At 61.2% G+C, this 23,311-nt stretch carries 24 protein-coding genes; 11 read left to right on the top strand and 13 right to left on the bottom strand.

The genetic code is table 11. The features are described 5' to 3' along the window. Positions 1 to 20 precede the first annotated feature (20 nt). Positions 21 to 1,448, bottom strand: coding sequence for an arginine-ornithine antiporter (gene arcD / locus QK296_RS14235; protein WP_032895542.1), 1,428 nt, complete (start codon positions 1,446 to 1,448; stop codon positions 21 to 23). A gap of 395 nt (positions 1,449 to 1,843) precedes the next feature. On the opposite strand from arcD (QK296_RS14235), the gene arcD (QK296_RS14230) reads away from it, so the two are divergent. Together arcD (QK296_RS14230) and QK296_RS14225 are read left to right on the top strand one after the other, a co-directional pair. After that, positions 1,844 to 3,271 (top strand): arginine-ornithine antiporter, encoded by a 1,428-nt coding sequence (gene arcD, locus QK296_RS14230; protein WP_003193812.1) that lies wholly within the window; start codon positions 1,844 to 1,846, stop codon positions 3,269 to 3,271. Continuing rightward, positions 3,268 to 4,131: a DNA-3-methyladenine glycosylase gene (locus QK296_RS14225; protein WP_003193810.1), complete on the top strand. Its 864-nt coding sequence runs from the start codon at positions 3,268 to 3,270 to the stop codon at positions 4,129 to 4,131. Before arcD (QK296_RS14230) ends, QK296_RS14225 begins: the two co-directional genes overlap by 4 nt. An 88-nt stretch (positions 4,132 to 4,219) precedes the next feature. Here QK296_RS14225 and QK296_RS14220 read toward each other — a convergent pair whose 3' ends face one another. The 6 genes from QK296_RS14220 to QK296_RS14195 all read right to left on the bottom strand — a co-directional run bounded on the left by QK296_RS14220 (position 4,220) and on the right by QK296_RS14195 (position 9,404). After that, positions 4,220 to 5,569 carry a CoA transferase gene (locus QK296_RS14220; protein WP_282391045.1) on the bottom strand — a complete coding sequence of 450 codons (1,350 nt, stop codon included), beginning with the start codon at positions 5,567 to 5,569 and terminating at the stop codon, positions 4,220 to 4,222. 37 nt (positions 5,570 to 5,606) lie between these two features. Beyond that, the gene (locus tag QK296_RS14215; RefSeq protein WP_034134363.1) at positions 5,607 to 6,953 is read right to left on the bottom strand and encodes a HAMP domain-containing sensor histidine kinase; all 1,347 of its coding nucleotides are present in this window, start codon (positions 6,951 to 6,953) and stop codon (positions 5,607 to 5,609) included. Positions 6,954 to 7,018: 65 nt separating this feature from the next. Further along, on the bottom strand, positions 7,019 to 7,477 hold the full coding sequence (locus QK296_RS14210; protein ID WP_282391044.1) for an LTXXQ domain protein: 459 nt from the start codon (positions 7,475 to 7,477) through the stop codon (positions 7,019 to 7,021). A gap of 251 nt (positions 7,478 to 7,728) precedes the next feature. After that, the gene (locus QK296_RS14205; protein ID WP_003193803.1) at positions 7,729 to 8,406 is read right to left on the bottom strand and encodes a response regulator transcription factor; all 678 of its coding nucleotides are present in this window, start codon (positions 8,404 to 8,406) and stop codon (positions 7,729 to 7,731) included. Positions 8,407 to 8,506: 100 nt separating this feature from the next. Continuing rightward, entirely contained in the window at positions 8,507 to 8,806 is a 300-nt protein-coding gene (locus tag QK296_RS14200) for a YciI family protein (protein ID WP_003193801.1), read from the bottom strand. A gap of 1 nt (position 8,807) precedes the next feature. Then, positions 8,808 to 9,404: a septation protein A gene (locus QK296_RS14195; protein ID WP_003193799.1), complete on the bottom strand. Its 597-nt coding sequence runs from the start codon at positions 9,402 to 9,404 to the stop codon at positions 8,808 to 8,810. 87 nt (positions 9,405 to 9,491) lie between these two features. Here QK296_RS14195 and QK296_RS14190 point away from each other — a divergent pair, with 87 nt between their 5' ends. The 6 genes from QK296_RS14190 (at position 9,492) to rluB (ending at position 14,421) form a co-directional block, all read left to right on the top strand. Next, positions 9,492 to 10,355, top strand: a complete 864-nt coding sequence (locus tag QK296_RS14190; protein ID WP_003193798.1) for a PHP domain-containing protein — start codon at positions 9,492 to 9,494, stop codon at positions 10,353 to 10,355. Between the two features lie 13 nt (positions 10,356 to 10,368). Beyond that, entirely contained in the window at positions 10,369 to 10,998 is a 630-nt protein-coding gene (locus QK296_RS14185; RefSeq protein WP_003193796.1) for an L-threonylcarbamoyladenylate synthase, read from the top strand. Between the two features lie 120 nt (positions 10,999 to 11,118). Further along, complete coding sequence (locus QK296_RS14180; protein ID WP_164365898.1) at positions 11,119 to 11,817, top strand: ScpA family protein; 699 nt, start codon at positions 11,119 to 11,121, stop codon at positions 11,815 to 11,817. Positions 11,818 to 11,829: 12 nt separating this feature from the next. Then, positions 11,830 to 12,750, top strand: coding sequence for an SMC-Scp complex subunit ScpB (gene scpB / locus QK296_RS14175; RefSeq protein ID WP_003193794.1), 921 nt, complete (start codon positions 11,830 to 11,832; stop codon positions 12,748 to 12,750). Between the two features lie 126 nt (positions 12,751 to 12,876). Continuing rightward, positions 12,877 to 13,068: a DUF1289 domain-containing protein gene (locus tag QK296_RS14170; protein WP_003193793.1), complete on the top strand. Its 192-nt coding sequence runs from the start codon at positions 12,877 to 12,879 to the stop codon at positions 13,066 to 13,068. Between the two features lie 144 nt (positions 13,069 to 13,212). Then, complete coding sequence (gene rluB, locus QK296_RS14165) at positions 13,213 to 14,421, top strand: 23S rRNA pseudouridine(2605) synthase RluB (protein ID WP_003193792.1); 1,209 nt, start codon at positions 13,213 to 13,215, stop codon at positions 14,419 to 14,421. Between the two features lie 193 nt (positions 14,422 to 14,614). On the opposite strand, the gene QK296_RS14160 is transcribed toward rluB, so the two are convergent. Then, complete coding sequence (locus tag QK296_RS14160; RefSeq protein WP_003193791.1) at positions 14,615 to 15,574, bottom strand: hypothetical protein; 960 nt, start codon at positions 15,572 to 15,574, stop codon at positions 14,615 to 14,617. A 73-nt stretch (positions 15,575 to 15,647) separates the two neighbouring features. Next, positions 15,648 to 15,785 carry a hypothetical protein gene (locus tag QK296_RS14155; RefSeq protein ID WP_003175756.1) on the bottom strand — a complete coding sequence of 46 codons (138 nt, stop codon included), beginning with the start codon at positions 15,783 to 15,785 and terminating at the stop codon, positions 15,648 to 15,650. 648 nt (positions 15,786 to 16,433) lie between these two features. On the opposite strand from QK296_RS14155, the gene QK296_RS14150 reads away from it, so the two are divergent. Further along, positions 16,434 to 17,852, top strand: a complete 1,419-nt coding sequence (locus QK296_RS14150; protein ID WP_057710461.1) for an amino acid permease — start codon at positions 16,434 to 16,436, stop codon at positions 17,850 to 17,852. A 107-nt stretch (positions 17,853 to 17,959) separates the two neighbouring features. Next, positions 17,960 to 18,373 (top strand): alternative ribosome rescue aminoacyl-tRNA hydrolase ArfB, encoded by a 414-nt coding sequence (gene arfB / locus QK296_RS14145; RefSeq protein WP_003193787.1) that lies wholly within the window; start codon positions 17,960 to 17,962, stop codon positions 18,371 to 18,373. Here the strand turns inward: arfB and QK296_RS14140 are convergent. From QK296_RS14140 to QK296_RS14130, 3 genes are all read right to left on the bottom strand, one after another. Beyond that, positions 18,370 to 19,566 carry an MFS transporter gene (locus QK296_RS14140; RefSeq protein WP_034134359.1) on the bottom strand — a complete coding sequence of 399 codons (1,197 nt, stop codon included), beginning with the start codon at positions 19,564 to 19,566 and terminating at the stop codon, positions 18,370 to 18,372. The genes arfB and QK296_RS14140 overlap by 4 nt on opposite strands. Before the next feature lie 103 nt (positions 19,567 to 19,669). Continuing rightward, positions 19,670 to 19,852, bottom strand: coding sequence for a hypothetical protein (locus tag QK296_RS14135; protein ID WP_003193784.1), 183 nt, complete (start codon positions 19,850 to 19,852; stop codon positions 19,670 to 19,672). Positions 19,853 to 20,304: 452 nt separating this feature from the next. After that, positions 20,305 to 20,616: a DUF962 domain-containing protein gene (locus tag QK296_RS14130; RefSeq protein WP_003193783.1), complete on the bottom strand. Its 312-nt coding sequence runs from the start codon at positions 20,614 to 20,616 to the stop codon at positions 20,305 to 20,307. Positions 20,617 to 20,776: 160 nt separating this feature from the next. On the opposite strand from QK296_RS14130, the gene QK296_RS14125 reads away from it, so the two are divergent. Then, positions 20,777 to 21,835, top strand: coding sequence for an AraC family transcriptional regulator (locus tag QK296_RS14125; protein ID WP_003193782.1), 1,059 nt, complete (start codon positions 20,777 to 20,779; stop codon positions 21,833 to 21,835). On the opposite strand, the gene QK296_RS14120 is transcribed toward QK296_RS14125, so the two are convergent. Further along, positions 21,792 to 23,246 carry a TrkH family potassium uptake protein gene (locus tag QK296_RS14120; protein WP_003193780.1) on the bottom strand — a complete coding sequence of 485 codons (1,455 nt, stop codon included), beginning with the start codon at positions 23,244 to 23,246 and terminating at the stop codon, positions 21,792 to 21,794. The genes QK296_RS14125 and QK296_RS14120 overlap by 44 nt on opposite strands. Between the last annotated feature and the right edge of the window lie 65 nt (positions 23,247 to 23,311).

The following is a 23,311-nucleotide window of genomic DNA, read 5'->3' as shown; positions in this document are numbered from 1 at the left end:
GATCCTCCAGTGAACAACAATTACAGGGTCAGGAAGCCGTCGTAGAGCCCATAGGCCGCCACCAGGGCGCCAATGACCACTGCGGCGAAAATCAGCTTCTCGACGGGGGTGAAAATCGGTTTGCCCAGTTCACGCTTGGCCTTGGCGAACAGGATCGCGCCGGGGGCGTAGAGCAGGGCGGAGAGCAGCAGGTATTTGGTGCCGCCGGCATACAGCAGCCAGATCGCATAGATCAGGGCGATGGCGCCGATGAACAGGTCTTTCTTGCGCTCTTTGAGGGCGTTCTCGTAGGTCTCGCCGCGCACCGCCAGCAGCAGGGCGTAGGCCGCCGACCACAGGTAAGGCACCAGAATCATCGAGGTGGCGAGGTAGATCAGCGATAGGTAAGTGCTGGCGGAAAACAGCGTGATCACCAGGAATATCTGCACCATTGCGTTGGTCAGCCACAGCGCGTTGACCGGCACATGGTTGGCGTTTTCCTTGCGCAGGAACTCCGGCATGGTGTGGTCTTTGGCGGCGGCGAACATGATCTCCGCACACAGCAGCACCCAAGACAGCAGCGCGCCGAGCAGCGAGATGATCAAGCCCACACTGATCAGCACCGCACCCCAGTGGCCCACCACATGCTCCAGCACGGCGGCCATCGACGGGTTCTGCAGCTTGGCCAGTTCCGGTTGGGTCATGATCCCCAGGGACAGCACGTTCACCAGCATCAGGAACAGCAGCACGGTGATAAAGCCGATCACGGTGGCCTTGCCCACGTCACTGCGTTTTTCGGCACGGGACGAGAAGATGCTCGCGCCTTCGATGCCGATAAACACCCACACGGTGACCAGCATCATGTTGCGCACTTGGTTCATCACACTGCCCAGGTCAGGGTTTTTCACGCCCCAGATGTCAGCGGTGAAGATGTCCAGCTTGAACGCGAACAGCGCGATGAGCACGAACAGCAGCAGCGGCACCACCTTGGCGACGGTGGTCACCAGGTTGATGAACGCGGCTTCCTTGATCCCGCGCAGCACCAGGAAATGCACGGCCCACAACAGCACTGACGCAGCGATCACCGCCGTCGGGGTGTTGCCTTCGCCAAAGACCGGGAAGAAGTAGCCCAGGGTGCTGAACAGCAAGACGAAGTAGCCGACGTTGCCCAGCCAGGCGCTGATCCAGTAGCCCCAGGCGGATGAAAAGCCCATGTAGTCGCCGAAACCGGCCTTGGCGTAGGCGTATACCCCGCCGTCGAGGTCGGGTTTGCGGTTGGCGAGGGTCTGGAACACGAAGGCGAGGGTCAACATACCGATGGCGGTAATCACCCAGCCAATCAACACCGCACCGACATCGGCGCTGGCGGCCATGTTTTGCGGCAATGAAAAGATGCCGCCGCCAATCATCGATCCGACGACAAGTGCGACCAGGGCGCCTAATCGAAGTTTTCCGGGAGTTTCAGACATTGCATGACTCCAATGCAGGAGAAGAGAGACCACAGAATAATTCCGTGCGCTAATCAAACAGCTGACTCAGATCACTTCATTGGCACATTCCATTGTGAATTAACGACTTAGGGTGAGATTTTGCGGGCGAAAAAATCCCGCAAAGACGCTGGGTAGAGCGCTCTCTGCTTTATGGTTAATCAATTGGTTGGGGCATGGGTGTTGACGCTAGTTCGTATTTGCGAATGTGCAAATTTTTTGTACGTTGTTTGACTATCGCTTCATAATTGACGTATTTAAATTCTAAATAAGCCTAAACTTCGTGCCTTTACATATCCTTATGTTATGACAACGTTATTAATTTGAATTACTTGCGTGCGCAGTTGTCACCCAACCGTTTATTTCGAGGAACCTGCATGACCCAACCCGCCCAGAAACTCCGGCTCAGTGCCCTGATCGCCCTGGTGGTGGGCTCGATGATTGGCGGCGGCATCTTTTCATTGCCGCAGAACATGGCCGCCCGTGCCGAGGTGGGCGCCATACTGATCGGCTGGGCAATCACCGCTATCGGCATGCTGACCCTAGCCTTTGTGTTCCAGACGTTGGCGAACCGTAAGCCCGAGCTGGATTCCGGGGTATATGCGTACGCCAAGGCAGGGTTCGGCGACTACATGGGTTTTTCATCCGCCTGGGGTTACTGGATCAGTGCGTGGATGGGCAACGTCGGTTATTTCGTCTTGCTGTTCAGCACCCTCGGCTACTTTTTTCCGGCGTTCGGCCAGGGCAATACGCCGCTGGCCATCGGCTGCGCCTCGCTGCTGCTGTGGGCGGTGCATTTTCTGGTGATGCGCGGGATCAAAGAGGCGGCGTTCATCAATCAGGTAACGACGGTGGCGAAGATTGTGCCGCTGCTGATGTTTATCGTGATCGCTGCGGTTGCATTCAAGGCGGATATCTTCACCCGCGATATCTGGGGCCTGGGTAACCCGCAGATGGGCAGCGTGGTCGAGCAGGTGCGCCACATGATGCTGGTCACGGTGTTTGTCTTTATCGGCATCGAAGGCGCCAGTGTGTATTCGGCGCGGGCGCAGAAACGCTCGGACGTGGGGCGCGCCACAGTGATTGGCTTCGTGGGCGTGCTGGCCTTGCTGGTGCTGGTGAACGTGCTGTCCCTGGGCATCATGAGCCAGCCGGAGCTGGCGCAGTTGCAGAACCCGTCCCTGGCCGGTGTGTTGGAGCATGTCGTCGGGCCTTGGGGCGCGGTATTGATCAGTATCGGCCTGGCGGTTTCGCTGCTCGGGGCGTTGCTCTCCTGGGCGCTGCTGTGCGCGGAAATCCTTTATGCCACCGCCCAGGACAAGACCATGCCGGCGTTCCTGAAGAAGGAAAACGCCAATCAGGTGCCGGTCAATGCCTTATGGCTGACCAACGTGATGATCCAGGCATTCCTGGTGATCACGCTATTTTCAGCCAGCACCTACACCACCCTGATCTACCTGGCGTCGTCGATGATCCTGGTGCCTTACTTGTGGTCGGCGGCCTATGCGGTGCTATTGAGCGCGCGCGGCGAAACCTATGCCGGCTGGCAGCGCCGGCGCATGAAAGATCTGCTGGTGGGGCTGATTGCCCTCGGTTACGCGATTTGGCTGCTGTATGCGGGGGGCTTGAAGTACTTGCTGCTGTCGGCGTTGCTGTACGCACCGGGCGTGATCCTGTTTGCCCTGGCCAAGCGCGAGCAGGGCCAGCCGTTGTTTACCACCGTGGAAAAAGGCATTTTCAGCGGCGTGATCGCGGGCGCCGGGTTGGCCGCGTACGGGCTGTATAGCGGGGTATTGTCACTGTGAGGTTGGCGTATCAACCGCCCTACGACTGGGCGGCGATGCTGGGGTTCTTATCGGTGCGAGCGATTACCGGGTTGGAAACCGTGGTCGCTGGCGTGTACCGACGCAGCATCAGTGTGGCAGGGATACATGGCTGGATCAGCGTCGAACCGGGGGCGGGGGATTGGCTGGAGGTGACGGTCGACTTTCCCGAGCCTGGCGCCATGCCTGAGATCGAGCGGCGCTTGCGCAGGATGTTTGATCTGGATGCCGTGCCTGAGGTAATCAACGCGCAATTGGCGCAGGACCCCCTGATGGCGCAACTGGTTGCGGCCCGTCCTGGCCTGCGGCTGCCTGGCACCTGGGATGGGTTGGAGCTGGCGATTCGTGCGGTGCTGGGTCAGCAGATCACCGTGGTGGCGGCGATTCGCCTGGCGGGCAAGTTGGTGGCGCAGTATGGTCAGGCGCTGTCAACCCCGCACGCCGGTATCACCCACCTGTTTCCGACACCTGAAGTGCTGGCGGCGGCGGACCTGGCCACCCTGGGCATGCCCAAGGCGCGGGGGCGTACCTTGTCTGGTGTGGCCCAGGCGCTGTTGGATGACCCACAGCTTTTCGAACCCAAGGCCAGCCTCCAGGACGGCGTTGCACGGCTGGTTGCGTTGCCGGGGATTGGAGAGTGGACCGCGCAGTACATCGCCATGCGCCAGTTGCGCGAGGTGGATGCATTTGCGTCGGGGGATATCGGGCTGATCAATGCTTTGGCAGCGTTGGAAGGTGGGCCGGTGTCGGCGCGGCAGTTATTGGCGCGGGCCGAGGCGTGGCGGCCGTTGAGGGCGTATGCGGCGCAGCATTTGTGGACGTCGTTGAACCGCGGGGATTGATAGCGACGGTGATGGCCCCATCGCGGGCAAGCCCGGCTCCCACTCTGATCCTGTGGGAGCTGGCTTGCCTGCGATAGCGGTGCCCAGGTCACCACTGAGGCCGGTGTGACCCTAACTCCACCGCCGGTAAATCCCACTGCAACGGCGTGCCACTGATGCTTAGCGGCGCCAGCAGTCGATGGGCCTGGCCCCAGGCTGTCTGCTCCACGACCAGGCCTTGGTCATTAATGTCTTCCTCACGCAATGCCGCTTGCTGTGGCACTTGCCCGGCCTCCACCAGCAACTTCGCCGTGCGCGCCAACGACAAGCGCGCCGAACCGCCGCGTCCGGAGTCCAGGCGCTCGGCCAACGCCCGGATCGCACTGGCGGCCATCAAGTAGCCGGTAGCGTGATCCAGCGCCTGCACCGGCAGCGGCAGCGGTTTATCCGTCTGTTTCCAGGCCATGCCGGCCTCGGCAATCCCGCTGCTCATCTGCACCAGGCTGTCAAAGCCACGACGATTACGCCATGGGCCGCTCCAGCCGTAGGCGTTGAGGCTGACGTCGATCAGGCCGGGGGCGAGGTGCTGCCGTTCGCCAAGGGTATAACCCAGTTGCTCAAGGGCATCGGCGCGGTAACCGTGAAACAGAATGTCGGCGTCCTTGAGCAACGCTTCAAACACCTGCCGGTCGTCGTGGCGCTTTAGATCAAGGCGAGCGCAGCGTTTACCCAGGGTCATTTCCGGGACGACGCCAGGTTCGTTCCAGGTGGGTGAGTCGATGCGCAGTACGTCGGCACCCAAGCCTGCGAGGAAACGACTGGCCACCGGACCGGCCAGCACCCGGGTCAAATCCAGCACCTTGATGCCGGCCAGTGGGCGAGCGGCTGAGCCGAGCCAGGGTGTGTCGATGCCGGGGTCGAAGACCTCGCGCTGAATCAACGCCTCGGCATTTACCGCCAAGCCCTGGGGGTGCTGCTGCCAGGCTTGCCAGCTACGCATCTGCGCCGCACAACCGCCCGCATCGACCACCGCCTGTTCCAGTTCGGCGGCTTTCCAGGTTGCGACTTTGCTCGCCATTGCTGCGCGATCAGCGGCAGGCCCCAGTACCCGCTCGGCCGCTGCACGATGATGGGGCGCGTTGGTGTGCAAGCGAATCCAGCCATCGGCGCTGGCGTAGTCACCCGCTACCGGGTCCCACAAAGGCGGCACTTGCCAACCCACGGGGCGAATCGACGAGGAGAACCACAACGAGGCCAGGCGCCGATCCACGCTGACGCTGGGCAGGCGCCCGGTTTGTTGCTCAATCAACTGCGCGACGGCCTGGCCGGCGGCGCCGATGCTGGCGGCCGCCAGGTCAGTCACGGCAAAGGTCGAAGGCAAGGCACCGGCCTGGGTCTGGGGCAGTGGGGCGTGCGGTAGAGCGAGTGCGGCTTGGATGGGAGTCAGCAGGTCAGTCATCAAAGGCCCTCCGTAAGAGAAGGGCCACTATAGAAGATCATCCCACTGGTATGGCAACCCCAGGGATCAAGGGCAGTTCGATGCTGGCGATAAAACCGCCCTCGGGATGGTTGGCCAGGATCAGGTTGCCGCCATGGCGCTCGGCGGCGCGACGGGCGATGGCCAGGCCCAGGCCATGGCCTTGGGCGGTCTGGCCCGGCGCCCGGTAGAACGGCTCGCCCAATTGGCTCAGGTGCTCGGCTTCAACGCCGGGGCCGTGGTCGCGTACGCTGATCAGAATGCGCCCGCCTTGATGCTGGGCCTGCAATTCAATCGGCTCGCCCACCGGGTTGAAGCGCTGGGCATTGCGCAGCAGGTTGTCCACGGCGCGTTCGATCATGGTCGGCCAGCCTTTAAGCTGTAAATCATTGGCAGTCGTCAGTTGCACCACTTGCTCAGGGGCACTGAGTTGGGCGTCCTTTTGCAGAGCCCTGAGCAACGGGTTTAGATCGATGTCTTCGGCGCTGGCGTTGTCGGCGTCGACCCGTGCCAATACCAGGATCTCGCTGATCAAGGCTTCCAGGCGATCGCATTCGCGGGTCAGGCGTGGCCAGAGTTTTTCCCGTTCTTCGGGGCTGGCGCGTTCGGCCAGGGCCAGGGCGATACGCAAGCGCGCCAGGGGGGAGCGCAGTTCGTGGGAGACGTCGCGCAGCAACTGGCGCTGGCTGCCGATCAGGCTTTGCAGGCGCGCGCCCATGCGGTTGAAGTCGTTGGCCAGCACGCCGAACTCGTCGCGCCGATTGGCCAGTTGCGCCAGGCTGTTCTGTTGATAAGTGGTTTGCCCCAGATCATGCACCGCGCCGCGCAAACGGCTGAGTGGGCGGGTGATGGACAAGGTCACCAGCAGGCTGAACAGGGTCAGCACCACCAGGGTAATCGCCAATGCACTGAGCGGCCACAGCAGGCTGCTGCGGTGCCAGGCGTCCAGCTCCGGGTGAGGAATACGGTAAATCAGCAGATAGGTATCGCCGGTTTTGGCGCTGGTGTACTCGGCGGTCAGGCGCCGCCAGGGCAGGTGGCCGTCCTGGCTGTCGTTCTGGCGGGCTTCGAACGCGGCGGCGCGGCGCGGGAAGGTGCCGCGCACCACCGGGTCGCCGCTTTCGTTAAGCACTTGCACGTCGATGTGGTACTGGCGTTTGCGCTGCTGCAACAAGTCCTGGGCGGCATCTTCGCCCTGGGTTTCGTAGAGCTGCGTCCACTCCTGGGCCAGGTTGTTGAGCCCAGGGTGGCGGCTGAGAATCCAGGCGTCCTGGTTGAGCATGTGCCCAAGCAGGATCGATAACCCGGCAACCAGGGCGATGGCCAGCCAGAAACTCGCCAGGATACGCCAGAACAATGAACGCACAGGAAACCCTCAAACAGGAAAAGCCCAGCGGCGCGAACCACTGGGCTGGGGGTGAAGCTAGGCCATTATTGCGCTTTTTGCGCTTGCTGGGCTTTCCAGGCCTGGAACTCTTTCCATTCGGCGCGGCGCTCGGCTTGCTTCTTGACGATTTCGTCGTACTTCTTCTGCTGGTCGGGCTTGAGCACGGCACGGATATCGGCCTGGGTTTTCTGCTTGCCGGCGGCGATTTCGTCCTGCATGGCTTTCTGGTCAGCGGCCGGGAGTTTGTCCAGGTACTTTTGGGTCAGGTCTTTGCGGGCGTGCCATTGGTCACCCATCAGCTTGCGGATCTGTTCGCGCTGTTCCTTGCTCAAGTCCAGCTGGCTGAACGGGCCGCCTTTGCCACGCGGGCCGTGTTCACCGTGGCTTGGGCCAGCCATCATGCGGCTTTCAGGCCCGCCCATCGGGCCTGGGCCTTCCGGCATTGCCATGGCAACGGTGGGCAGGGCGGTGGCGAACATCAAAGCGATAAGGGTCTTGCGCATGGTGTATCTCCTGTCTCTATTCCGGTGAGTCCGGATGTGAGTAGGTTACGCAGCGCAAGGTCAGCGGCGGTCAGGGGAGGGTAAAGCTTCGGTAAAGACGGGTTTGACAGGAGCTGACAAAACCCTTGAAGGTGATGAAATCAATGGTGGGAGCTGGCTTGCCTGCGATAGCGGTGGGCCAGTTAGCATAACGGTGGACTGACACACCGCTATCGCAGGCAAGCCAGCTCCCACAGGGTTAAGCGGGATGTTTAGAGGCTGTAGTAGTAGCCACGACTACGCAACGCCACGATCCGTGGCCGGCCATCGGGGTGTGGGCCGATCTTTTTGCGCAGGTTGCTGACGTGCATGTCCAGGCTGCGATCGTAGAGGGTCAACTTGCGGCCCAGGGCGATCTGCGCCAGTTCCTGTTTGTCCAGGGGCTCGCCGGGTTGGCGCAGCAGCGCTTCAAGCAGGCGGCTTTCGGAGACGGTGAGGGCGAACTCCTGTTCATCGATGCTGACCACGCCGCGCACCGGGCTGAAGCACAGGTCGCCCAGTTCCAGCTGGGTGGACACCGCGGCTGGGTGGCTGCGGCGTAATACGGCGCGCAGGCGCGCCGTCAGCTCACGCGGGTCGCAGGGCTTGGCCAGGTAGTCGTCGGCGCCCAGTTCCAGGCCGAGGATGCGGTCCAGGGGTTCGCCCCGGGCCGAGAGCATCAGCACCGGCAACTCCGGGTGGTCGTTGCGCAATTGCTTGAGCAGCTCCAGGCCGCTGCCATCGGGCAACATCACGTCGAGCACCACGGCCGCAGGCGCACTGTCGGCCAAGGCTTTACGGGCGCTCAAGCCGTCGTGGCAGGCGCGCACCTGGAAACCTTCCTGGCTCAACCAACTGGTCAGCAGCTCACAGAGCTCCTGGTCATCATCTATCAGTAACAGCTCGCTCATGACTCACTCAATTTAGCCATTGTCGGCGGCGAAGGCCCCACCGGTGACGCCGTGAGCCATTATGAGTACGCCGAAACGATTAGGTTCGACGCAGCCGGGCTCAAGGCAAGACTTGCTTGAACGGCTTGATCACCACATCGGTGTAGACCCCTGCTGCAACGTAAGGGTCAGCCTTGGCCCAGGCCTCGGCGTCGGCCAGGGAAGCGAACTCGGCCACGATCAGGCTTCCGGTGAAACCGGCGTCGCCCGGGTCATTGCTGTCGACGGCCGGGTGCGGGCCGGCCAGTACGATGCGGCCTTCGGCTTGCAGCTGTTTGAGGCGCTCGACATGGGCCGGGCGTACGCTCAGGCGTTTTTCCAGGGAGTTGGCAACGTCGGTGGCAATGATGGCGTAGAGCATGTCAGTCCTCGGTTTTTGGTGTGGTAGCAGCGGTGTCATGCAGGTGACGCGACAGGTAGATACCCTGGCCGATCAAAAACAATACGGTCATGCCCAGGCTGCCGAACACTTTGAAGTCGACCCAGTAGTCCTGGAAGGTAAACGCCACGAACAGGTTGGCGGCGCCGCAGAACAGGAAAAACACGATCCAGGCCACGTTCAGGCGTACCCACACCGGCTCCGGCAAGGTCAGCGCATGGCCCATGATCCGCTTGATCAGCAGGCGGTCACCGATGAAGTGGCTGCCGATGAACACCAGGGCGAACAGCCAGTTCACCACCGGGGCTTTCCATTTAAGGAAGGTTTCGCTGTGGAAGGCCAAGGTCAGGCCGCCGAATACCAGGCAGGCGATAAGGGTGAGCCATTGGCTTTTTTCCAGCTTGCGCTGGGAGATGAAGATGGCGCCGTAGACCAGGATTGAGCTGACGATCAGTACGGCGGTGGCGCTGTAGATGCCCCCGAACGATAACTCGTGGCCGGCGATTTCGATGACCCTGGGGTCGAGTTTGGTAACGATGAAAAACAGCAACAGCGGGATGAAGTCGATGAATTGTTTCACAGTAAGAGCCAGAAGCTGGATGTGGCGGCATAATAACAAACATCCTTGGTTGCGATAGCGCCAGCTGACTTGAGGTTACACACTCCCGTGAATGTTGATTTGCACTGCCACAGCACGGCCTCCGACGGCGCCCTGGCGCCCGCGGTACTGGTTGCGCGTGCGTTTGAAAAAGGCGTGCGAGTTTTGGCATTGACCGACCACGACACCCTCGAGGGTCTCGATGAAGCCCGCCAGGCCGCGCATTCCCTGGGCATGCAGCTGGTCAACGGGGTGGAATTGTCCTGCACCTGGGGCGGCGCCACCATCCATGTACTGGGCTACGGTTTTGATCAAAAGGCCCCGCCCTTGGTGGCGGCGATTGCCCAATTGCACGATGGCCGCTGGCTGCGGTCCGAAGAAATAAGCCGCAAGCTCAGCCTTAAAGGCATGCCGGGTGCCCTCGACGGCGCCCGCGCCATCCAGCAGGAGCTGGGCGACAGCGGCAACGCACCGGCCCGTCCGCACTTTGCCGACTGGATGGTGCGTGAAGGCTATGTGAAGGATCGCGCCGAAGCCTTTCGCAAATGGCTGGGCGCCGGCAAGTTGGGCGACGTGAAGCTGCATTGGCCGACCCTGGAAGACACCGTTCAGACCCTGCGGGCCTCCGGGGCCTGGGTCAGCCTGGCGCATCCCTGGCATTACGATTTCACCCGCAGCAAGCGCCGCAAGCTGATCAGCGACTATATTGGAGCGGGAGGCCACGCCATCGAGGTGGTCAACGGGCATCAACCCGCCGAACAGGTCGGCAGCCTGGCGATCCTTGCCCGCGAATTTGGTCTGCTGGTCAGTGCCGGCAGTGACTTTCATGGCCCAGGCGGCTGGTCCGAGATCGGCGAGTATCGCCAGGTCCCGGAAGATCTGCCGCTGTTGTGGGGGCGATTCAAGCATGACCCCATTATTGCCACCGTCTGAACAGGTAGAGCACGTGAGTCAATTCTTCCAGATTCATCCGGAAAACCCTCAAGCGCGCCTGATCAAGCAGGCCGTAGAGATCATCCGTGCCGGTGGTGTAGTCATCTACCCGACGGATTCGTCATACGCCATTGGCTGCCAGATCGGCGACAAGGGCGCGGTCGAGCGGGTAAGGCGCCTACGCCAGCTGGACGACAAGCACAACTTTGCGCTGATCTGCAGCGACTTGTCCCAGCTTGGGCTGTTTGCGAAGGTCGACACCGGCACCTTCCGTCTGCTCAAGGCCCACACGCCGGGGCCCTACACGTTCATTCTCAACGCCACCCGCGAAGTGCCGCGCCTGTTGCTGCACCCCAAGAAGCGCACCATCGGCCTGCGCGTGCCGGAACACCCGATTGCCCTGGCGCTGCTGGCCGAGTTGGGCGAACCGCTGATGAGCGTGTCGTTGATCCTGCCCGGCGAAACCGAGCCGTTGTACGACCCTTACGAAATGCGCCGATTGCTGGAAAAACACGTCGACCTGATCATCGACGGCGGCTACGGCGGCAATAAGGCCTCCACGGTGATCAACCTGGCCGACGGTGAGCCAGAAGTGGTGCGTGTGGGTTGTGGCGACCCGGCTCCGTTCATGGTCGAGGCCTGAATGTCGGCCGTGGAAACCGCTGACCCCCAGGCCGGCGCCCAGCAGGAACTGCCGTTTGCCATGGTGTACGGCCAGGCGGTCATGGAAATGCCCCTGGACCTGTACATCCCGCCGGACGCCCTGGAGGTGTTCCTTGAAGCCTTCGAAGGCCCGCTGGACTTGCTGCTGTACCTGATCCGCAAGCAGAACATCAATATCCTCGACATCCCGGTGGCAGAAATCACCCGCCAGTACATGGGCTATGTCGAGCTGATGCAGTCGGTGCGCCTGGAACTGGCCGCTGAATACCTGGTGATGGCGGCCATGCTCGCCGAGATCAAGTCGCGCATGCTGCTGCCGCGCTCGGAAACGGTGGAAGCCGAAGAGGATGACCCACGCGCCGAGTTGATCCGCCGCCTGCAGGAGTACGAACGCTTCAAGGCCGCCGCCGAAGGCATCGACGGCCTGAGCCGTGTGGGCCGTGATGTGGTGGTGCCCAAGCTCGACGCCCCCGAGGCGCGCGCGCGCAAGTTACTGCCAGACGTGAGCCTGGAAGAATTGCTGATGTCCATGGCCGAAGTACTGCGCCGTGGCGATATGTTCGAGAGCCACCAGGTCAGCCGTGAAGCGCTGTCCACCCGCGAGCGCATGAGCGATGTGCTGGAACGTCTCAAGGGCGGTGGGTTTGTGCCCTTTGTCGAGTTGTTCACCGCCGAAGAAGGGCGCCTGGGCGTGGTGGTGACCTTTATGGCGATCCTAGAGCTGGTCAAGGAGTCCTTGGTCGAGCTGGTGCAGAATGAGCCTTTTGCGGCTATCCACGTGCGGGCGCGAGCCGAATAACGAGCTGAATCGATGAATCTGACTGAACCCCGCGAACTGGCCCCTTTGCTGGAGGCCTTTCTCCTGGCCTCGGGTAAACCGCAATCTTTGGAGCGCCTGTTCGAGCTTTTTGAAGAAGCCGAACGCCCGGAGCCGCCGGTCTTCAAGAAGGCCTTGGAGATCCTGCGCAAGTCCTGCGAGGGCCGTGCCTTTGAACTGCGCGAAGTGGCGTCGGGTTACCGCCTGCAGATCCGTGAGAAGTTTTCGCCGTGGGTCGGGCGGTTGTGGGAAGAGCGCCCGCAGCGATATTCCCGGGCGATGCTGGAGACCATGGCGCTGATCGCCTATCGCCAGCCCATCACCCGCGGCGAGATCGAAGACGTGCGTGGCGTGGCGGTGAACAGCCATATCGTCAAGACCCTGCTGGAGCGCGAGTGGATTCGCATCGTCGGCTACCGTGATGTGCCGGGCAAACCGGCGATGTTCGCCACCACCAAGGTGTTCCTCGATCACTTCAACCTGAAAAACCTCGACGATCTGCCGCCCCTGGCCGAACTGCGGGAAATGGAAGCCGAGCCGGTGCTCGACTTCGATGACGCGCCGGTGCCGCAAAGCCTGCAGGAACTGGCCGACGCCAGCGCCGAGCCGGAGGAGCCCAAGGACGAGACCAGTTTCCATACGCTGTTGCTGGAACTGGACGACATGGAGCAGGGGATCAAGACCGACTTCGACGATTTGCTGCGTGATGGTGCGGCGGAGCCAGAAACCCAGGTGAACGTTGAATCCGAGCCTGAGGTCGAAGCCGAAGACGATGTGCTTGGCGTGGCCCAGGCCCGGGAAAAGCTCCTGGCCGCCGTCGCCGCCCTCGAACAGCCGCCCCTGAGTGACGAAGAAGACGAAGCCCGGGCGCTGGCCGAGGCCATCGAAAACGAGCGCCGCCAGCTCGAAGACTGACCGGCTCTGACGTTCACCGCGCAACCCATGTTGGAGCTGGCTTGCCTGCGATGCAGACGCCTCGGTCTCTCAGATGCAAGGAGGTGATGCCATCGCAGGCAAGCCAGCTCCCACAGAGGATCGACCATGAGTGCCCTGAAAGACCCGTGCATCAGCATCTGTAAATTCAACGACGACATCTGCGTCGGCTGTGGCCGCAGCAAGCGTGAAATCCGTGCCTGGAAGAAACTCGATAAAGCCGACAAGCGCACGGTATTGGCCGAAGCCGAGCTGCGATTGCTGGCCCTGGGGGCCACCGGTCGGCGGAAAAGCAAATGAGCTGGGCGTTATCGGCTAGTCTGTGATGCGCAACACGCGCCATGCGCGTATGATTCGCGACCCCTTGCCGACCTATTCGGCCAAGGCCCCGCTTTCAATACCCCTCAGGCCATGCCTGAATCGACCCACCGGGAGGTGCTTACGATGAATGACCAAGACCAGAAAGACCAGGAAATCGGCCCAGCAGGCGAAAAACTGCAAAAGGTGCTGGCGCGTATCGGCGTGGGCTCGCGCCGCGACGTCGAAGCCTGGATCACCCAGAAGCGCATCAAGGTCAACGGCGTCGAGGCCACCCTCGGCCAGCGCGTCGACCTGCACGATGCAATCACCATTGATGGCAAGGTCATCAAGCGTGAAGAGGCCGCCGAATCGGTGCGCCGCGTGATCATGTACAACAAGCCCGACGGCGAGATCTGCACCCGTGACGACCCGGAAGGCCGTCCGACCGTGTTCGACAAGATGCCCAAGCCTAAAGAAGGCCGCTGGATCAACATCGGCCGCCTGGACATCAACACCACCGGCTTGCTGATGTTCACCACTGACGGTGAGTTGGCCAACCGCCTGATGCACCCGTCCTACGAGATGGACCGTGAATACGCCGTGCGTGTGCGTGGTGAAGTCGATGACGAGATGATCGAACGCCTCAAGGCGGGCGTGGTGCTCGAAGACGGCCCGGCCAAGTTCACCGACATCAAGCAGGCGCCAGGTGGCGAAGGTTTCAACCACTGGTACCACTGCGTGGTGATGGAAGGCCGTAACCGTGAAGTGCGTCGCCTGTGGGAGTCCCAGGGCCTGGTGGTCAGCCGCCTCAAGCGCGTGCGTTTTGGCCCGGTGTTCCTGAACTCCGACCTGCCGATGGGCCGCTGGCGCGAAATGAGCCAGTACGAAGTCGATATCCTCAGCGCCGAAGTGGGCCTGACGCCGGTTGCCATGCCGCAGATGAACGCCAAGAGCAAAGACAAGCTTGAGCGTATGCAGCGTAAATCGTCGCGCCCGGTGCCACGTACCGAACGTGTTGCCCGCACCCTGCGCCCTGCGCTGGATGCACCGGCCACCGGCGGTCGTATCTCGCGTCAGCCGCACATTGAAGGCGAGCGCCGCCCCACCGCGCCATCGCGTCAAGAAGGCGAGCGTGCGCCACGTACGCCGCGTCCTGCGCCGGCGGGTGGTCGCAGCAACCGTGGTGAATCGGATCGCCCGGCCGACAACGCCAGCACCAAGCGTCCAGCCAAGCCAGCGGCGAACAAGCGCCCTGGCCCGAAACTGGTCGCGGACGAGCCGTCGGGCAAGCGCCGTGGCGCACCGGCCGGTTCCGGCCAGCGCCCTGGTTTTGGTCGCAAGAAGCCGCAGTGATGCGTTAAGCGCTGCACAAAAACGCCAACCCTAGGGTTGGCGTTTTTTTTGCGATCTACCTTTGAAATGCAATCAACTGTGGGAGCTGGCTTGCCTGCGATAGCGGTGGGTCAGCCACCTTTATGCTAACTGACCCACCGCTATCGCGGGCAAGCCCGGCTCCCACAGGGATCTCTATACGTCTGACGGATTTTTAAAAGGCAAAGGCGCCATCAAACACCGGCTTGTCATCCAGCGCCAGCACCCCACTGGCAAAGATCAGGTCCAGGTGATGACTGCCTTTCTGCCCGCCACCCAAGCCCAGGTGCAACCCGCAATGGCGCTCTTCAAACCCGGCATTGCGCGCATACAGGTCCTTGACCCCTTCATTGGTACCAATCCCCAACTCCTCCACACGACGGTTGGACGGGTTGGCATTCAGGTACTTGTTGAAATCATCCGCCAGCCCCGGCACATCACTGGCCACGCTGCAAACGGTGGAGTTTTCGATCCATAACTCCAGCGGCGATTGCAGCACGCCGTATTTGCGTGCAAAGGGGATGGTACTGAGGAAGGTGCCGACAAACCGCACCTGGCCGTTGATGGCTTCGCTGTGGGTGGCGATTTCGCCGGGCGCCAGGTCGTGGTTGCCGACGCCGTTGATATTGGTCCACTTCTTGATGCTGCTCATCGGCGCTTCCAGGCGCGAACCGTGTTTGTCGGTAAAGCTCAGCACGTTGGCCTGGGCCATGCGCCGGATCAGTGTGGCGTTGAGGTCGGCGATGCGTTGGGGCTCGACGCTGAAGGTGTCGTAGAAATAGTCGCCGTAATCCTTGAACAGCAGGGATTTCTTCCAGTGCTCGGCCATCACGCCTTGCAGGGCGCGGATAAAGTCAGGGCCTTCGGCGCGTGGGTTGGGCAGCGTGGAGGAATCGTAGAGAAACAGGTACAGGTCGCAGCTTTGAATGGCCTGGGCCAGGGTGTCGCTGGGCGCCAGGTCCAGGCGTTGCAGTTGGAAGTTGAAGCGGGCGGCGCTGCCGTGGGTGATCGCCTGGGCGATGGCGTCATAGCGCGCGGTGTGGCCCAGCAACACGGTGGGGCGGTTCAGGCCGTTGAGGGCCGGGTGGTGCGCAAGGTAGTAGAGAAAGTGTTCGACGGCGCGGGCCTTGTCCATGACGGGTGTCCTTCTGTGCCTTGGGTAAGGGGGCAGGCGCCGTGCACAGCGCCTGCCGGATGCCTGCCGGGTATTAGAAAGGCCACATCGCAGTGCCAAAAGGCACAACGGCATCGGCTTGCATCATTTCAACGGCGGCCTCATGGGTCGGCGCTTCAAACCAATCGTCGAGTTGCAGTTCGGTTTCCAGGTCGTTTTCCAGTGCTTGCATGGTGTATCTCCTAGAGGACGTTGATTGAGAACGGCTCACCCACGGGCTTCGTGGGCAAGTGCAAAGAACCTAGAAGAGAGTGTTTCGAAATGCAAAAAATTTATTGACACGGTTTCATTTGGATTTTTTCTTCTGTTTTTTGTCGAGTTTTTTTATTCAGGTAAAACAGTGAATTGGCTGAAGCGATTCTTCAGACGTTGCCTACCGACAGAATTCCGTTGAAGGCTGCCAAAGTCTGGCTGTAACGCAGATTTTCCGGGGTGTAACGATAGATTTACGTAACTGCCCTGGCTTTGCTGGGGGGCATGCTGATGTAAGCATTAGCTGACAGATTTGCCTGTGCACTTTCCCGGTGCGTGCCGAAGCTGTCGAGCGGTGTACAATGCGCCGCGTTTTACTGTGACCCCCCCTTGCGTACCCACGCAAAAGGCTAAGACCTCAGGGTTTGATCCCCCTGATCACTCCGCCTGGCCACGAGCCGGACGGGTTCGATTTCGTCACAGATAAAAACAAACAGGTGACGCATGACCATTAGAAAAACGCTGTACTCCTGGTGCCTGCGCTGGGGTTTGAGCGGCGCTGCTTGAGTCGGTAATTCAAGGCAGCAACCTGCATTCAACTCTTCAAACCTTGCGTGAGACCCTTTTCATGAGTGGACCCCATTCTTCTTCAGGCGAGCTGAAACGCGGCCTGAAAAACCGGCATATCCAGTTGATCGCCCTCGGTGGCGCCATCGGCACCGGCCTGTTCCTGGGCTCGGCCGGGGTGCTCAAATCCGCCGGCCCGTCGATGATCCTGGGCTATGCCATCTGCGGCTTTATCGCCTTCATGATCATGCGCCAGCTTGGCGAAATGATTGTCGAGGAGCCGGTCGCCGGCTCCTTCAGCCACTTTGCCCACAAGTACTGGGGCGGTTTCGCCGGCTTCCTGTCGGGCTGGAACTGCTGGATTCTGTACATTCTGGTGGGTATGTCGGAACTGACGGCCGTCGGCAAGTACGTGCACTACTGGTGGCCGGAGATTCCGACCTGGGTCTCGGCGGCGGCGTTCTTCGTGCTGATCAACGCGATCAACCTGGCCAACGTCAAAGTCTTCGGTGAAGCCGAGTTCTGGTTCGCCATCATCAAGGTGGTGGCGATCGTCGGCATGATTGCCCTGGGCAGCTACCTGCTCGTCAGCGGCAGCGGCGGCCCGCAAGCCTCGGTCAGCAACCTGTGGGAGCATGGTGGTTTCTTCCCCCATGGCGTCGGCGGCTTGGTGATGGCCATGGCGATCATCATGTTCTCCTTCGGCGGTCTGGAAATGCTCGGCTTTACCGCTGCCGAAGCCGACCAGCCACGTACCGTGATCCCCAAGGCGATCAATCAGGTGATCTATCGCATCCTGATTTTCTACATCGGTGCCCTGGTGGTACTGCTGTCGCTCACCCCGTGGGACAGCCTGCTGGCGACCCTCAACGCCTCCGGCGATGCCTATAGCGGTAGCCCGTTCGTACAGGTGTTCTCGATGCTGGGCAGTAACACGGCCGCGCATATTCTCAACTTCGTGGTGCTGACGGCCGCGCTGTCGGTGTACAACAGCGGTACCTATTGCAACAGCCGTATGCTCTTGGGCATGGCCGAGCAGGGCGACGCGCCCAAGGCCCTGGCGAAGATCGACAAGCGCGGCGTGCCGGTGCGTTCGATCCTGGCCTCGGCGGCGATCACTCTGGTGGCGGTGCTGATGAACTACCTGATGCCCCATGACGCGCTGGAACTGCTGATGTCGCTGGTGGTGGCCACGTTGGTGATCAACTGGGCGATGATCAGCTTCTCCCACTTCAAGTTCCGCCAGCACATGAACCGCACCGGCCAGGTGCCGCTGTTCAAGGCGCTGTGGTACCCGTATGGCAACATCATCTGTGTAGCGTTTGTGGTGTTTATTTTGGGCACCATGTTGATGATTCCGGGCATTGACCGCTCGGTGTACGCGATCCCGGTGTGGGTGGCGTTCATGGGCGTTTGTTACTGGGTCAAGAACAAGCGGGCGCAGCAGTCCATGGATATGGCGGTCCCCGCGGTGAAGTAAGCGTCAATGTTGTTAAGCAGACCCGGCCTTGTGCCGGGTTTGTTGTTTGAGGGGATGGCCAAGGTGCATTCGCGTATCCTAGGGCTTCTTCCGGAGGACCGTGTTACATGCTGGTGATTTCCAACAACGTACAGCTGCCCGATGCCGAGATCGAGCTGACCGCCATTCGTGCCCAGGGTGCCGGTGGGCAGAACGTCAATAAAGTGTCGAGTGCGGTGCACCTGCGGTTTGATATTCCGGCCTCGTCGTTGCCAGAGTTCTACAAGGAGCGCCTGCTGGCGCTGCGTGACAGCCGCATCACCAGCGAAGGCGTGCTGGTGCTCAAGGCCCAGCAATATCGCACCCAGGAGCAGAACCGCGCCGATGCGCTGGAGCGTCTGGTGGAGTTGATCCAGAGCGCCACCAAGGTCGAGAAAAAGCGTCGTCCGACCAAGCCTACCCTGGGCTCTAAGAAACGCCGCCTGGAGTCCAAGACCAAGCGCGGCAGCATCAAGGCCGGGCGCGGCAAGGTCGACTTCTAGGCGTCGCGTGTTTCGCGGGCCTTGGGCGCCTGCCGGTACAGGTAGACGCTCAGCAGCAAACCGGCGAAAGCGGCGAGGGCGGCGAACAGGAAGATCGAGGCAAAGCCAAAACCTGCCGCCACGGCGCCCGCCAGTGGCCCGGTGATGCCCAGGGACAAATCGATAAACAGCGAATAGGCGCCCACCGCCGAGCCACGGCTGGAGGCCGGCACCAGGTTGACCGCCTCTACCCCCAACGCCGGGAACACCAGGGAAAAGCCGAAGCCGCTCAACGCCGCACCCGCCAACGCCAGCTGGGCATCCGGCGCCAGCCACAGCAACAGCAGGCCCAGCACTTCCACCGACAGGCAAGCGATGGCGACGCGAAACCCGCCAATGCGGTTGATCAAATTACCAAACAGCAAGCGCGCGCCGATAAAGCTGGCACCGAACAGGCTCAAGGCCCACACCGCGTTATCCCAGTGCTGGGTGCTGTAATACAACGTGATAAAGGTGGCGATGGTGCCAAAGCCGATAGAGCCCAATGCCAGCGCGCAACCATGGGGGAGCACGCGGCCCAGTACATTCATGAACGGCAAACGGATGCCGGGCACAATCGGCGCGGCTTGTTTTTTCCAGGCCAACACCACACCCAGTACGGCCAACAGAATGATGCTGACGCCCATGCTCCACAGCCCCAACTGGCTGACCAGCAGCACCCCCAACGGCGCGCCGACCGCCAGCGCGCCGTAGCTGGCGATGCCGTTCCAGGAAATAACCTTGGCCGTGTTCGCGGCGCCGACACGGCCAATGCCCCAGCCAATCGCGCCCGAACCCACCAGGCTTTCGGCGCTGCCCAATACCAGTCGACCGATCAGCAGGCAACCGAGGCTGAAGGCCGGCAGGCTGGAGAACCACGCCGCCAGCAACATGAATACGCCGCTCAAACCGCAGCCCACCAGGCCGATCAGCACGGCGCGCTTGCTGCCCAGGTTGTCGATGATCTTGCCGGCATAGGGGCGGCTCAGCAGGGTAGCCAGGTATTGCACGCTGATTACCAGCCCGGCGATAACGGCGCCATAGCCCAGTTGGCTATGCACATAACCGGGCAATACGGCCAGGGGGATGCCGATATTCAGGTAGCCGATAAAGGTAAACAGCACGATGGAAACGACTTGCAGCGTGACCGCCATAGGGCGCTGGGTATCTGGCATGGGAGAGATCCACTGTCGCAGCAGGTAAAGATAGGCTGCTAATGATACCGGCGCGCAGGCCGGGCAGGGCGGCAAAAATGTAAAACGTCAGATCTAAAGCCGATCAAGCGTGGGCGGGGGCCAGCAATTGGGTGGTCACCAGGGCCGCCAGGGCGTTTTCCTGAGTGCCAAAGCGCTTGAGCAGTGCCGCTTGCTTGTCGGCACTGAGGCGGTTCCAGACTTCGACCATTTGCAAGGCAGCGTCGAGTACGGCGGCGTCCGGCGTGTCGGAAGGGGAAGTGGTCATAGTGAAGGTCTCGGATGATTCAGGCAGTGTGGAAAGCGCTCAAAGGCGCGCTTTCCACACGGTCTGGTACGGCGTCAGTCCCGGCTTTCGCGCTCGACTGGTTTTGCTTCTTTGGCCTCAGGCTGCTTGTCGCTGGCCTGCTGCGGTGTTGGCTGCTCAGTTGGGTGCAGGCTTGGGAAGGGGAGATTAGGTATCTCGTGCATCGTGGTCGCTCCTCGCAAGGTCTGTTTTTTCAATCGCAGGTGATTCCGCGCTCTCAAAAAGCCTTGGCAGGATACAGCACCGTAAATGACAAAAAGACTTTTATCTCGACTGTCTCGCCCATTTTTCTCCTAAAAGACTGTAGGAGCGAGCTTGCTCGCGAAAAGCGTCAACGATAACTCGGTGCGTCAGGTAGCCAGCGGTGTCTGTGGGCGCTTCGCGAGCGAGCTCGCTCCTACAAGGGGCAAGTCTTAGAACGGCACCTTGCCGAGGATCATGTCGCGGTACATCACAAAGTCGCCCAGCAAACTGTAAAACGGGTGCTGAAAGGTGGCGGGGCGGTTCTTTTCGAAGAAGAAGTGGCCTATCCAGGCAAAGCTGTAGCCCGCGAGCGGCAAGGCCAGCAGCAGGACCAATGAGCCTCTGCCGATGGCATAGGCGAGAATGCCGATCACCAGGGTGGTGCCGATAAAGTGCAGGCGTCGACAGGTGCTGTTGCCATGCTCGGCGAGGTAGTACGGGTAGAACTCGGCAAAACTGTTGAATTTCTTGATGTTTTCCACGGTGACCGGCCCTCTGGTTGTTGTGCCGCCAACGGGTGCGCGGCGGGGAGCTTATTTGAGTCTAGAGTGAACAGTGCTAACAGCCAGTGACAATAGATGCCACTTTAGTATCCTTGGCTTCCTGGCTGCCGTTTGAGCCTGCTTTCAATAAGAAGACGCCATGAGCGAACGAACAACTTCTGCAAGCTGGGCGATGGGCATCGTCAAGGCGCTGGAAATGGATGGCCTGGATTGCAGGGCCTTGTTCAAGCAGTTGGGCCTGGATTATGCGTCCCTCACTGACCCCGATGCGCGCTTCCCGCAAGACGCCATGACCCGCCTGTGGCAGCGTGCGGTGGAGGTGTCGGGCAACCCGGCGATTGGCCTGAACATGGGCAAGGTGGTACGGCCTGCCTCGTTTCATGTTGCCGGTTATGCGTTGATGTCCAGCAACACCCTGGCCGAAGGCTTTATGCGCTTGGTGCGCTACCAGCGCATCATCGCCGAAAGCGCTGACTTGAGTTTCCGACTTTTACCCGAAGGCTATGCGTTGATTCTGACGGTGCATGGCGATCATCTGCCGCCCACCCGTCAAAGCGCCGAGGCCTCGCTGGCCAGCGCTCTGGCCCTGTGCGGCTGGCTTACCGGGCGCACCCTGCAACCGCGCAAAGTGCTGCTGCAAGGCGACCAGCCGGCGGACTTGGCGCCCTACCAACACGCCTTCCACGCGCCTTTGCAATTCAATGCACCCTATGACGCGTTGATTTTCGAGCAGGCCGACATGGAGGCGCCGCTGCCCACAGCCAATGAAGCCATGGCGCTGTTGCATGATCGCTTTGCCGGAGAATACCTGGCGCGTTTTTCCGAAAGCCGCGTGACCCACAAGGCGCGTCAGGTGCTGTGCCGCCTGCTGCCCCAGGGCGAACCCAAGCGCGAAGCGGTGGCCCAGACGTTGCACCTGTCCCAGCGCACCTTGCAGCGGCGGCTACAGGAGGAGGGCACCAGCTTCCAGGCCTTGCTCGATGACACCCGGCGCGAACTGGCCGAGCAGTACCTGGCACAACCCAATATGACCTTGCTGGAAATCGCCTACCTGCTGGGGTTTGCCGACCCGAGTAACTTTTTCCGCGCCTTTCGCCGCTGGTTCGATGCCACGCCCGGCGAATACCGGGCGCGGTTGCAGCAAATGTCGACCGTCAGTGACGCCAGAACGCCGGAATGCACAACACAAACACGGTGATGATCTCCAGGCGTCCCAGCAACATGCCCAGGGACAGGATCCACTTGGCGGCATCCGGCAGGGTGGCGAAATTGCCGGCCGGGCCGATGGTTTCGCCCAGGCCGGGGCCCACGCCGGATACGGTACTGGCGGCGCCGGTCAACGCGGTCATCCAGTCAACGCCCAGCAGTGACAGGGCCAGGGCGATCATGCAGATGGTGATGGCGAAGAAAAACGAAAAAGTCAGGATCGAGCGCACGATCTCCTCATCGAGGCGATGGCCGTTGTACTTCTGCTTGATCACCGCGCGTGGATGAATCAACTGATTCAAGTTGGCCTTGAGCAGGATGTAGGCCACCTGGAAACGGAAGATTTTGATACCGCCTGCGGTGGAGCCCGAGCAGCCGCCGATAAAGCCCAGGTAGAAAAACAGCATCAGTGAGAAGTTGCCCCACAGGCTGTAGTCCCCCAGTGCAAAGCCGGTGGTGGTCACCACCGATGTCACGTTCAGCGCCACATGACGCAAGGCATCGAGCCAATGCAGGTTGGTGGTCCACCAGTACCAGGTGCCGAGTACCAGCCAGGTCACCAGCAACAGGCCGAGCAAGCCTTGCACTTGCTGGTCCTTGATCAGCGCCCGACGGTTGCCGCGCAACGTGGCCACATACAAGGCGAACGGCAAGCTGCCAAGGATCATCACCACCACCGCGACCCAGTGCACCGCCGGTTGTTTCCAATGGGCCAGGGACTCGTCCGAGGTGGAAAACCCACCGGTGGAGATCGCCGACATGGCATGGTTGATCGCATCGAACACGCCCATTCCGGCCCACCAGAAGGCCAGGCTGCCGAAGATGGTGATGCCCACATACGCCGCCACGATCAGGCGCGCCACCATATGCGAGCGAGGCATGACTTTTTCCGAGCGGTCCGAAGATTCGGTCTGGAACAGGCGCATGCCACCAATGCGCAGCAGCGGCAGGATCGCCACCGCCATGCCGATAAAGCCGATACCGCCGAGCCAGTGCAAAAGCGAACGCCACATCAAAATGCCTGGCGACATGCTGTCCAGCCCGCTCAACACGGTGGAGCCTGTGGCGGTGATGCCGGACATGCTTTCGAAGAACGAGTCGGTGTAGCTGATGTGCTGGGTCAGCAAAAAGGGCAGGGCGGCGAAGATGCACACCACTACCCAGCTGCTGACCGTGAGCAAGTACATGTCCCTGGGGCGCAGGTGCACGTGCTCGGGGCGGCCAGGGATGACCAGCGCCAACCCGGCGATAAAGGTGATCAGGCTGGCCCACAGGAACGAGGGGAGGTCGCTGGTGCGTTCGAAGATCACCAGGGTCGCCATCGGGATCACCATGGCGACCGCAAGGGTGATCAGGAAGATGCCGATGATGAAACCGATGATACGCAGGGTCGGCAACGCCATGAAGTTCGCTCGGGTGATTGGGCAGAGGCGCCATTCTACCTGTGGTGCAGGTCTTGTAAACCAAG

Source organism: Pseudomonas sp. AL10 (assembly GCF_029960685.1).
GTDB classification, from domain to species: domain Bacteria; phylum Pseudomonadota; class Gammaproteobacteria; order Pseudomonadales; family Pseudomonadaceae; genus Aquipseudomonas; species Aquipseudomonas lactis.
The sequence above is the reverse complement of the archived record's forward strand: the minus strand, read 5'-3'. Positions and strand labels throughout refer to the sequence as shown.